The organism is Paenibacillus baimaensis, assembly GCF_025567575.1.
Map to the genome: position 1 here is coordinate 85926 of NZ_JAOQIO010000121.1, position 12288 is coordinate 98213.

Below are 12288 nucleotides of genomic sequence, written 5' to 3' on the forward strand. Positions count from 1 at the left end.
ATCATATCCGTCGTCGGTCCATCTACCAAGAAGCAGTTTCATTTCTCATCATTTGTAAGCGTTGTCATTGGTTTGTGTGATGTGTATGAAAGGAGGTGATGCCGCACCTGAATCGGAGATCCGTTGGACCCTTCTGTTGCATATGCAGGGTCCGCTAAAGCTTCATATTAATGAAATGGAGGTCATTGTTATGCTCAGCTTCAATTTCAAAAAGCAAGGATTGGCGGCGTTGCTGCTGCTTAGTCTGCTGCTCTCCTTATTGCCTGTGCCGACAGCCGTGCTGGCCGTTGATTACAGCAGGGAGCAGGTTTCCTTGAACGGTGTATGGGATTTTTATCCTAACAATGGTACAACTGCGTCGAATATTACGGTTCCTTCCTATTGGGACGAGACGGATTTCGGGTATCCAGCTGCTTGGCAGACTCTCAACTTTGGCGTTTACAAAAGAAGCTTTACCGTTCCAAGCAGCATGAGCGGCAAAGAGATTTTTCTGAATCTGGACCGGATCTCCGTAATCGGAAAGGTTTTGGTAAACGGTATTCAGGTAGGTGGGGAAACGACGGGGGGCTATGTGATGATGTCCCTGCCGTACAAGCTGGATATTACCGCACTTGTGACTGCTGGCAGCAGCAACACACTCGAAATTCGGACTTGGGGGAAATATGCGCTCCCGGCTGATGCGGTAGACAGCGGAGGCAGGTCGTTGTTTGTGTATGGCGTTGACGACCAGTCATGGGGACAGGGGCGCGGCATCTCCGGCGATGTATTCCTCACAGCCGCACCCAAGATGTTTATTTCCGATACGTTCGTTACCCCGGATTTGAAAAAAAATACGGACCCTTCGGACGATACGATTACATTAAAAGTTACAGTAACCAACAGTACGAGCAGCAGCCAGACGGTTACTTTGAAAAATAATGCGACTTTAGTGGGCGGAAGTCTGGAAAAATCTTTTGCAGATCAGACGGTAACTATTGGCGCCAATTCGAGCCAAATGGTTAGCCTTACCGATGTTGCCTGGACGAACGCCAAATATTGGTGGACCGATGATCCGAAGCTGTACAATTTGAATTCTTCGCTTGTGCAGGGTGCCATGACCATCGATTCGTACGTTACACGTTTTGGATTCAGACAGTTCAACGTAAATACGAATTATTTTCAGCTAAACGGAGTCAAAACGAATCTGAGAGGCGATGCGCTCCAATTCGGCTGGCATGCTTTCCATACGCATGGACCGACCACCAGTGCTTCGCAGACGAATAAGGACGCTAATATTAAGCAGGTAAAGCTATTGATGGATGAGTGGAAGAACACGAATATGAACGCGTTCCGTACTCATGTCGGCGGTGCAATCAAGGAGCTGTATGATTATGCCGATGAAATCGGCCTGCTGGTGATTGATGAGGCTCCGATATGGCAGCCGCATAACAGTATCACCACCCCGGCCAATACGTATTTGACGGAATGGGTGCAGCGCTGGATCAACAGCTATAAAAATCATCCGTCGGTCATTATGTGGAGCGGCAGCAATGAATGCTGGGATACGAATTGTGCCAGTGTCTACATGCCGACCATTAACAACGCGATCAGCTCTGTGGACAGCAGCAGACCAATCATGCACGATGGCAATAATGCCGCTGACGAGGATAACGTTCATTACACGGGCGGCTATCCGGGTGCCTGGCTCAACAACGGCACGATGTACGGACTTTACACGAACGGTACGACCAAGCCGAAGGGCGAAGGAGAGTCCTATACGCCGTCTCAGGGCTGGCCCTTGATGAATGCGGACGGTACATTGTCCAATACGACCGGAGGCAATAATTACGCGGATGCGAACATAGTCTCACAAGCCGTTCGCCATCGCGCGGTAGGGCGGATGACAAGAGCCATGAGGTATGCCGGTCTGGCAGATATTCGTTCCTATGCCAACTGGCGCTACTCCTATGAGGTGCTTGAGGATACGCTGTATCCGATATGGGATGACCCGACAGCTCCGGGCTTAAAGCCTACAATTATCGACCGTCCGATGTTCAATGTATTCGATACGAATCGTCCAGCCTTTATCAAATCGGATTCCTACGACTATTGGAAAAATACATTTGCGCCAGTCGCCGCCTTTGATAAGAACGGTGACAAGGATAACCGCATCGGTGTTAATTTGCCACTGGTCAGCGCAGGCAGCACCCAGTCGCGGACGATTGTCGTCTACAATGACGAGCAGCAAAACGGGACAAACGTCAACGTTGCCTGGGAGGCCGGTTATTTGAATCCGGCAGACAATTCGTACACGAGCTTTCAAACGGGCTCTTTCGTCAGCAGTGTGCCATACGGCGGCAAGACTGAGCAGGCGATTAGCTTTGCAGTGCCAACCGGTCTGACTGGGTCGCGTTGGCTGCAGTTGAAGCTGACGACCTCGAAGGGCAGCGTGACGAAGTTTCAGGAAACGAACACGATTGCCGCCATCAACAGCATCCCGGCACCGAAACTGTATACGGCTCCTGTTATCAATGCAGGTACGGTGAGTGAAGGCAATCAGGATCAGCTGCGTAAAATCAAGCTGATCAACAAAGGCGGTGGCTTGAGCACGAACTGGACGGTCAGCGGTCAAGGTGGCTGGCTCAATCTGGTTACAGCCTCCGGCAATCTGCGCGGTGAACAGGAAATTTTTTATACCATCGATACAACAGGACTGAACAGCAATACGAATTACAGCAAAACTTTGACCTTCACCGAGGCTGGAGGCACATCGGCCAGCGTGATCGTGTCCTTCAAGACCGGCAGCTTATTGAGTACACTTCCCACTCTAAGCGATAATTTCGAGTCCGGAACTGCTTCTGGATGGACACCGACAGCAGGTAACTGGAGCATCGTAACGGATGGAACCAAGGTATACCAGCAAAGCGACTCCACAGCAGTCGATACGCATGCACTGAACGGCAGCACGGTGTGGTCCAACTATGAAGTAAGCGCCAAAGTGAAAGCGGATGCTTTTGACAGTGGAGGCTATGCAGGTGTGGGCCTGGATGCGAGGTATCAGGATAGTAACAACTCGTACAGTTTTCAATATTATAAACAGACGGGACAAATTAAAATTCAAAAGAAGGTGGCGGGAACCATTACTTCCCTTGCGGCCAAAAGCTACACCTTCAATACGGGTACCTGGTATACGATGAAGGCTGTAGTGAATGGCAGCAATCTCGAGTTCTGGATCAACGGCGTATTAGAGCTCACAGTGGTGGACAGTAGTCTGGCAACCGGACAAATAGGTTTAAATGCCCATCGGGCTAATGCCAAATTCGATGATGTCAGCATGCAAAGCCTGGTCCTACTGAGCGACAGCTTTGAGTCAGGGACAGCAACAGGATGGACACCGACGACGGGAACGTGGGCAGTCGTAACGGATGGAACGAAGGTGTATCAGCAAAGCGATTCCACAGCCGCGGACACTCATTCATTAAATGGCAGCATCGCATGGACCAACTATGCCATAAGCACCAAAGTCAAGGCAGACGTCTTTGATAGCGGGACCTTTGCCGGTATCGGCTTGGACGCAAGATATCAGGACAGCAACAATCTGTACAACTTCCAGTACTACAAGCAAAGCGGAGAAATCAAAATTCAGAAGAAGGTCGGAGGCACATGGACAACTCTGGTCTCCAAGAGCTATACCTTTAACACAGGTACCTGGTATACGATGAAAGCAGTCGTGAACGGAAGCACGTTGGAGCTTTGGGTTAATGGGACGAAGGAGCTTACGACCACCGACAGCAGCTTTTCGTCAGGGAAGGTGGGGTTGAATGCTCATCGCGCCAATGCCAAATTTGATGATGTGACGGTTCAATAAGCATTTTTTCTGCACGGTATCATGAAATCTGCTTGAGCACGGGCTCAGGCAGATTTTTTTGTGGTTTATGCGATGTGGAGCTGGACAAGAATACTTAATCAATAATCTTATTCGTTATTATTAATAATTTCTTAACTTTATTATATAAGTATATCATTATATAATCATTTACAAGTGAAAAGGAGTGTGAGAGAATGAATAGAAAAGTAACCCGTATTTACTTTCTTTGCTATCAAAACCGTTGTCGCAGCCAAATGGCTGAAGCCTTTGCCACTTATTATGGCGGAGAACATCTTTTCGCGGAAAGTGCCGGTCTTGAATCCAGTGACATTCATCCCTTAACCATTGAAGCGATGAAGGAAGTTGGCATTGATATTTCTAACAATGTTTCAAAAAAGCTGAACATGAAATCTTTTATGGCAGCTAATGCTATTGTGAAGCTCTGCGAGCAAGTAACAGAGCAATGTCCGATCGTCCCTTTCCAGATTATGAATGTGGATTGGAACATTCAAGATCCCTTAGCCATTGAAGGCTGTGGGATCGATGAAGTAAGAAAGGCTCGCGACGAAATTCGGCAAAAAGTGATTGATCTACTAAAGGGGATGAATATCCCTATCGCTTAAAAGGAGGATAAAGGCATGAATCAAATCGCAGAAATAGCGGATGTGCTCAAACTGCTTGGAGATAAGAACAGATTGACGATTGTCGCCCTACTTAATGAAAAAGAGTTATGTGTGTGCGAGATCGTGGATATTTTACAGACCAGTCAGCCGAATATCAGTCAGCACATGCGCAAATTGAAAGATGGTGGTCTTGTGAAAGAAACCAAAAGGGGTCAATGGGTTTATTATTCCCTAACGGTGCAAGACAAACCTTATATTGCTGAAATTCTTAAACAGCTACCTTCACAAAAGGAGAAAATGGATTCGCTTGTTTGTGTAGAAAACGACTGCTGTACTTAACTCAGGAGGGTTTTATGGCTTACGCTGCTTTTCTTATTTTTGTAGTGACATTAGTTTTTGTGATCTGGCAGCCCAAGGGATTAAACATTGGTTGGTCTGCCATGGGTGGTGCGGTACTGGCCCTCATCTGCCAGGTGGTGAGCTTGGGGGATGTTTGGGATGTAACACTTATCGTCTGGAATGCAACGCTTGCTTTTGTCGCGATTATTCTGATTTCGCTGATTCTGGATGAGATCGGATTTTTCGAGTGGGCAGCACTTCACATGGCACGAATAGCAAAGGGCAACGGTACGATGATGTTTATCTATGTGATCCTGCTCGGGGCCGCGGTAGCTGCACTTTTCGCTAATGATGGTGCGGCGCTCATTTTAACTCCGATCGTGCTTGCCATGGTACGCGCGCTGAAGTTTGATGACCGGATGATCATTCCCTTTATTATGGCGAGTGGATTTATTGCGGATACCACCTCCTTGCCTTTTGTTGTAAGTAATCTGGTCAATATCGTTTCTGCAGACTATTTCGGTATTGGATTCGTGGAGTATGCAAGCCGTATGATCGTTCCCAATTTCTTTTCTCTTGGGGCAAGTATTCTTGTTCTCTATCTATTCTTCCGAAAAAGAATTCCAAAGAATTATGATATTCAGCAGCTCAAACAACCCAGTGAAGCTATTAAAGACCTCCGATTATTTCGGTTATCCTGGGTGATCCTGGCGGTTCTTCTTGTGGCTTACCTGTTAAGCGAGTTTATAAAAGTCCCTGTTTCAATTATCGCGGGTATCGCGGCCCTATTCTTTATTCTGGCTGCACGCAGAAGCCACGCTATTGAAACGAAACGGATCATCAAGGAAGCTCCTTGGGCGGTAGTTGTATTTTCCATCGGTATGTATGTGGTCGTTTATGGTCTTCGCAATGTCGGACTGACAGATCAATTGGGTGCAGTCATTCAGACTGTCGCGGATCAGGGTTTGTTCACGGCTACGATAGGTATGGGGCTCATTGCGGCGATATTATCTTCGATTATGAACAACATGCCCACGGTCATGATAGATGCTCTGGCTATTCAAGCAACGCATACAGAGGGGGTTATTCGCGAAGCTTTAATATATGCCAATGTGATCGGGTCTGATCTGGGTCCGAAAATCACGCCGATCGGATCACTGGCTACCCTATTATGGCTCCATGTCTTATCTCGAAAAGGTGTAGTTATTACATGGGGAGCTTATTTCAAAATCGGTATAGTGCTTACAATACCTACACTATTGATTACATTGACTGGCCTTTACTTGTGGCTGAAGTTGATATCATAAAAAATGAGGATGGGGATAGGACACATGGAAAAGAAACTTGTTTATTTTTTGTGCACAGGAAATTCTTGTCGCAGCCAGATTGCTGATGGATTTTTAAATGAATTAGGTAGTGAGCAATATGAAGTCAAAAGTGCAGGCTTAGAGGCTCATGGTCTTAATCCGCGTGCTGTTCAGGTCATGAATGAAGCTGGTGTGGACATTAGTAAAAACATATCCAAGGTCATTGAATCTGACTTATTAAACCGTGCTGATTATGTGATTACCTTGTGTGGTCATGCAGATGAGCATTGTCCGGTGATTCCCAATAAAAACGTAGTGAAATGGCATTGGGGCTTTGATGATCCTGCCAAAGCGACAGGTACAGAAGAAGAAATCATGGATAAATTCCGTGAAGTTCGGGATGCGATCAAGTCGCGGATCGAGACGTTCATAGCCGAAGGAAAGTAAGAATATTAGAAAGTAGGTTTAGACGAAAAAAGCTAGAACCCTCTATCAACATGGAGGGTTCTATTTTGTTCAGGATATGAGATTTAATAAGTGGGCACCTGTGAGCGGAATGCATGCTCCAATTTTCTCCAAAATAGGTGTTGAGCAGGACCAATCAGCTTTTTCTTATGCTTCACAGCGTAAATATATCGTTTGGGCAACCAGTATGGGATCGGTTTTACGACTAGACTACCTTCCTGTTCTTCTGCTTTAACGGATGTTTCTGAAACCATTCCATAACCGATTCCATGACGTACTGCCGCTTTTAATGCCTCTGAGCTGGACACCTCCATGACAATATCCAATACGATGTCTTGCTGCTGCACCCAATCATCCACGAGCTTCCTACTAATCGATCCTTCCTCGTGAGATACGAAGGGATAACCAGTAAGTTGATCCGGTGTAATTTCCTCTACAAGTGCAAGAGGGTGATCAGCAGCGAGGATAATGACCAGATCGTCCTTGACTAAAGGCTCGCTGATCAGATCGGGATCCTCCATATGTATGTGTGAAATGATACCAATATCGATTTCAAAGTTTTTCAGCTGCTCCAGAATGTAAGGTGCCGGCCTGACATCAAGATACAAGCTGAGATCGGGATAAGTTTGTCGCCATTCACGCAGTAGCGGGGGAATCATATAAGTAGCAGGCGTATGTGTGCTGCCGATGGATAACCGCCCGGCCTTCATTCCTTTATGTTCATCCATCAGACTATGTATTTCCACAGAGAGGGCGTTTACCTGTAAAGCATAATGATATAGATCTTTACCTGCTTCCGTCAGCTTGATGACATGGTAAGATTTGGTTTTGAACAAAGATACCCCCAGATCGTCCTGTAGTTTATTTAAATGAAAAGTAACAGTAGGCTGTGTAATTTGCAACTTCTCGGCCACCAGGTACAGTTTTTGCAAATCAACAGCGAGCACGAATACTTTCAATTGCTGCAAATTCATTAATTAACCTCTTTTCTTATATAAGCCTATCATTCATATTATCTATTTTATCAAAAATATCATTAATATTATTTAATTTTGTGTTAACACGCAGCTAACCCTCTGATGAATATGGTCGCTTACACTTAAGTAACAGGGTCCAGGACGGATACCTGAAACAAGGGAGGTACATATGAACAGGAATTGGATGCGAATGGCTCTGGGAATGAGTGTAGCTGTGGGAATGCTGCTGACAGGCTGTGGAACGGAAGTTTCGTCGTCTTTGGCAGGCAAAGGAGCGGAAGTTTCGTCTCAGAGCGAGCCCAAGCCGGCTGAAGACACAGGCAAAACGATTTACTTGTACGGCAATGACTTTGTCGACCTGGTAGCACCTAAATTTACGAGTGAAACAGGATTCAAAATGGAAGCCGTTCATTATGGCGGTGGAGAAGCTTTGGCGAAAATTGAGGCAGAGCAAGGCAATCCGCAGTGGGATGTACTGATGATGGATGGGCATGGATCGGTGCGCAGTCTGGCTGACCGTGACTTTCTGATGAAGGGCTGGAAGCCTGCCAATCTCTCTAAGTTAAGCGAGTATGGCGCTTCGCTCGTGCCGAAGGATTACGCCTATTATCCGGTAGGCATTCATGCGGCGGCGGTCATTGCCTACAATACGAAGCTGGTACCAGCAGATAAAGCCCCCAAAACCTGGGAGCAATTTTTTGCCTATTCAGGTCCAGTAGGACATGCCGATCCTGCGGTGGCAGCACCTGCCTACCCCTTAGTTTCTGCCTTCTTCCAGAAGTGGGGAGTGGAGGAAACGAAAAAGAAGTACAAGCAGCGGTTTGAAGCTGGCATGCGGGTTTATCCCAAAAATGGACCGGTCGGGAAAGCTTTGGTGAGTGGTGAGATTCATGTGGCTGCGCTGCAGGAGCACAATGCTTATGAATTAAAGCTGGCAGGCGAACCTGTAGAAGTGATCTGGCCGGATGAAGGTGCACCCGGAAGTCTCCGCGTTATCGCCATAAGTAAAAAAACAAAAAATCCGGCTGCGGCCCAAGCCTTCGTCGAATATATGATGAAGCCGGAAACGCAAGCGATGTTAACGTCACTGCCTTCAACAGAAAGCTTGTTCACTCCACTGGCTCAGGGTGTGCAGATGCGTAAGGAACGCAGACAGGACGGCAGCTTTCTGCTGCCATCAGCGGAATGGGCAGCTCAACAGGAAGCACCGATAAAAACTTGGTTTGCAGATCAGAATGTTAAATAAGGGGAAATGGAAATGATTTCATCGGAGGCTCGCTGGGGAGGAGGGGTTACCCTTCTTCTGTTCATTCTGATCTTTTTACCGCTGGTTGCCGTCTTGGCGAATGTCGTGATCCCTGGGCTTTTCTTCGGTCGAGTGGAGTTCCAGGGCTTGAATCTGCTGGGCGATATCTTCGTACGTCCGTTATGGCGCCAATCGCTATGGAACTCTGTATCGCTGGCTTTTGGAGTGGCAACGCTTGGTACTGTTCTTGGTGGCGCTCTTGCGATGATACGGGCGCAGTGGGACTTTGCAGTCGGTCGATTGCTGGATGTAACGGCCTGGGCATTGTTGATTGTTCCTTCCTTTATGCTGGCCCAAGGCTGGGTGTTGTTCGCCAGTCGGGACGGCCTGATGAATCAATGGCTGGGGTGGGAGTGGCTGCCAACCGCCGTTTTCCAGCCATCAGGTCTGGTTGTGGTAATGGCGCTTAGCAAATTTCCATTGGCCTATTTGGCTATTGTGGCAGCGATGGAATGGAACGTCAAACAATTCGGACAGGCAGCGCAGCTGTGTGGGGCAGGACCGTTCACCGTGTGGAGGACGGTACAGCTGCCGCTGCTGGCGCCCTCCTTCATAGCAGGCTGGACGCTTGTATTTATGGATACAGTCGGCGATTTCGGTCTGCCTGCTGCTTTATCTACGGTATACAAATTTCCGACGCTGACGTATTCGATATATTCGGCAATCTATCAATCACCTGTGCGTTTTGATATGGCTGGAGTACTAGCCTTTTACCTGGTGTTGATCCTGACCGTGGCCATGGCCCTGCTGATGCTGGCGATGCGGCGCTCGCGGTTTGACTTCTTGAATGCCCGGGCAATCAAGACCATAAAGCGCAAGCCCCGTCATGCCTGGGTGCTCAATACGATAGTAGGCGTTTTTCTGCTCATTTGTCTGGGGATTCCGATCGGGACCAGTACCTTATTCTCTTTCATGAGGCATGCTGGTGAAGGATTGTCCATTGGGAATTTGACATTGGAGCACTACTTTTCACTATTTGGACAAAATGGAGGGGACCATCGATTACTAGGCTACAAAGAGGGGTTGCTGCATTCTCTCCTCATAGCGGCGATTGCGGCGGTGCTCAGTATGATCATCGGTTTTGTAGTTGCTTATGTGCTCGCATTCACAGAATCCCGATTTAAGTCGGCCATTCAGCTGTTTTCCATTGTATCGCTCGCTGTACCGGGTGTCGTCCTTGGTATTGGGTATATTTTCATCTGGAATCAAAAATGGCTGGAGCCCATAGGCTTGCATTTGTATGGCTCACCTTCACTATTGGTGCTATCAGCTGTTGCCGGCTCGATTCCTTATGCAGTAAGGATGCAGCTGGGAGCGTTCGCATCCGTGTCCGGTTCCATGCTCAAAGCTGCAGCTATTCAGGGAGCGGGGGTGTTCGACCGCATGACACAGATCGTAATGCCGCTCGTTCGCCAATCGCTGCTGATCGCGACTCTGACAGCTTTTGGGACAAGTATATTCGATCTGGCGCTCGCGTCTATGCTGCAGCCGCCCAATTATGTGCTGATGCCGCTGGTCATTGATCGGGCATTCGAATTTGGCCGCTATGGCTATGCAACGGCTGCAACAGTCGTTAGCGGAGGGATGGTTGTGCTGCTGATTGTGGTACTGCAGGCAGCTGGCAACTGGATATTTCGTCGAATCGACGGCGACCGTCGATAATGGGTAGTTGAAATAAAATCGAAATTATAGAGGGAGGTTGTTATTTTGAGTTTTGTCTTGCAGTTGAGGGGCATTGCCAAAGCTTTTGGAGCCCAGCAAGTACTTCATCCCATTTCCTTTCAGCTGAAGCAAGGAGAGAGGGTATGTATTCTCGGGCCATCGGGCTGCGGCAAGTCCACACTTCTTCAAATTGTGGCTGGTTTGCTGCGTGCCGACAGCGGTGAGGTAGAGATGGATGGAAGAATGGTAGAAAATGGAGCCCAGTACGTACCGCCAGAGAAACGGCCTCTCAATATGGTTTTTCAGGATTATGCTCTATGGCCGCACATGTCGGTGCGGGAAAATATTGAATACGGCATGAAACGCAGGAAGGTAGATCACGGAGCCCGCAAGGAACGGCTTACCCAATTGCAAGCACTTCTTCAGCTCGAAGGGCTTCTGGAACGGCTGCCTGCTCAGTTGTCTGGGGGACAGCAGCAGCGGGTTGGCATCGCCAGAGCGCTGGCAACAGAGCCAAGGGTATTGCTGATGGACGAGCCTTTGTCTAATCTTGATGTTAAGCTTCGTACCGATATGCGCAATGAATTGGCAAATTTACTGGGTAATCTATCAATTGCGACTCTGTATGTGACACATGATATGATGGAGGCCTTCACCTTGGCGGATCGCATTCTGGTGCTTCGTGAAGGTCGGATCGATCAATTGGCTGCGCCTCAGGAACTGTTTGAACGTCCCGCAACCCCGTGGGTAGCCCGCCTGATGGGTTATCATAACAGGCTGCAGGTCCGTTTTGCTAATGAGCGAACAGGGCTGGTCATGCTGCAGGATAAACCGATCACCGGTCAATTGATGACCCCGGAAACAGACGGGAAAGCAGCCGTCATTATGCTGCAGGCTGAATCGCTGGTGATTCGCAATCGTACGGATTATGAAGAAACTAACCATATTATGGTTACGGTTCGACAGTCGATTTATGAGGGTGCCCGTTGGAGGCTGATCACGGAAACGGCTGATCAGCAGGCATTGCATGTATTTAATGAAGGGAGGATCGAGCCGGGGAGCGTATTGAACGTGTTTCTCCCTCCTGAAAGAACGATGATTTACGCCGATAGCCCCAGTGATGCTGATGATTAGGGTGCTGGCAGTCTCGGATATTCATGGGTACGGACATTTGTTGGAAAGATTGCTGGAGCATGCCGGCTATGATGCTTGTAAAGACCGTTTATTTTTGTTGGGGGATTATGTAAATAAAGGCCCCGATTCGCTAGGTACGTTAAGTCTCGTCCGTAAGCTGACCCAAGCCGGAGCACTTGCGATTCAAGGCAACAATGAACGCAAATGGCTTCGTTCTGCTTCTTTGCCTGCTCACGATGGTTCGGACGGGATTGGGGGATATGGTGAGTTTTTGAGCAATTTGCCGCTTTGGGCGGAATATGAACCCTTTCTTTTTGTACATGCGGGACTACGTCCTGGAGTTCCGATGATTGATCAGACCGCCGAGGATTTAACGGAAATCAGGGAGCTGTTCCATGCAAGCTCGCCTGAGGCTGGCAGGATTGTCGTCTTTGGTCATACCTCGACCTTCCGGTTTGGCCTCAGTCCTGAGCGGGTCTGGTTGGGGAACGGCAAGATCGGTATCGACACCGGAGCTGGACATGGTTATTTTGTTAGCTTGGTTGACCTGACTAATGGCATTCAGTGGTACATATCCGTGAAACAGCCCCATATCATTGAAGAGACTTTGCTGAGCCAATGAACGGAA

At 48.1% G+C, this 12288-nt stretch carries 10 protein-coding genes; 9 read left to right on the top strand and 1 reads right to left on the bottom strand.

The features are described 5' to 3' along the window. Nucleotides 1-85: 85 nt before the first annotated feature. From OB236_RS35490 to arsC, 5 genes are all read left to right on the top strand, one after another. Nucleotides 86-3847, top strand: a complete 3762-nt coding sequence (locus OB236_RS35490) for a family 16 glycoside hydrolase (RefSeq protein ID WP_262688274.1) — start codon at nt 86-88, stop codon at nt 3845-3847. A gap of 194 nt (nt 3848-4041) precedes the next feature. Next, a complete protein-coding gene (locus OB236_RS35495; protein WP_262688275.1) occupies nt 4042-4470 on the top strand; it encodes an arsenate reductase ArsC in 429 nt (142 codons plus the stop codon). A gap of 15 nt (nt 4471-4485) precedes the next feature. Then, entirely contained in the window at nt 4486-4809 is a 324-nt protein-coding gene (locus OB236_RS35500) for an ArsR/SmtB family transcription factor (RefSeq protein ID WP_076234140.1), read from the top strand. 14 nt (nt 4810-4823) lie between these two features. Continuing rightward, a complete protein-coding gene (locus OB236_RS35505; RefSeq protein WP_262688276.1) occupies nt 4824-6116 on the top strand; it encodes an arsenic transporter in 1293 nt (430 codons plus the stop codon). Between the two features lie 24 nt (nt 6117-6140). Beyond that, nucleotides 6141-6563 carry an arsenate reductase (thioredoxin) gene (arsC, locus tag OB236_RS35510; RefSeq protein ID WP_262688277.1) on the top strand — a complete coding sequence of 141 codons (423 nt, stop codon included), beginning with the start codon at nt 6141-6143 and terminating at the stop codon, nt 6561-6563. Between the two features lie 83 nt (nt 6564-6646). Here the strand turns inward: arsC and OB236_RS35515 are convergent, their stop codons facing one another. Continuing rightward, complete coding sequence (locus tag OB236_RS35515; protein ID WP_262688278.1) at nt 6647-7555, bottom strand: LysR family transcriptional regulator; 909 nt, start codon at nt 7553-7555, stop codon at nt 6647-6649. Between the two features lie 172 nt (nt 7556-7727). On the opposite strand from OB236_RS35515, the gene OB236_RS35520 reads away from it, so the two are divergent. The 4 genes from OB236_RS35520 to OB236_RS35535 are packed head-to-tail and all read left to right on the top strand — an operon-like array spanning nt 7728 to nt 12282. Beyond that, a complete protein-coding gene (locus OB236_RS35520; protein WP_262688279.1) occupies nt 7728-8804 on the top strand; it encodes an ABC transporter substrate-binding protein in 1077 nt (358 codons plus the stop codon). A 12-nt stretch (nt 8805-8816) separates the two neighbouring features. Next, nucleotides 8817-10526, top strand: a complete 1710-nt coding sequence (locus tag OB236_RS35525) for an ABC transporter permease (protein ID WP_262688280.1) — start codon at nt 8817-8819, stop codon at nt 10524-10526. A gap of 45 nt (nt 10527-10571) precedes the next feature. After that, nucleotides 10572-11660, top strand: coding sequence for an ABC transporter ATP-binding protein (locus tag OB236_RS35530; RefSeq protein ID WP_262688281.1), 1089 nt, complete (start codon nt 10572-10574; stop codon nt 11658-11660). Next, nucleotides 11647-12282, top strand: coding sequence for a metallophosphoesterase (locus OB236_RS35535; protein WP_262688282.1), 636 nt, complete (start codon nt 11647-11649; stop codon nt 12280-12282). The genes OB236_RS35530 and OB236_RS35535 overlap by 14 nt, the downstream gene beginning before the upstream one ends. Nucleotides 12283-12288: the final 6 nt, after the last annotated feature.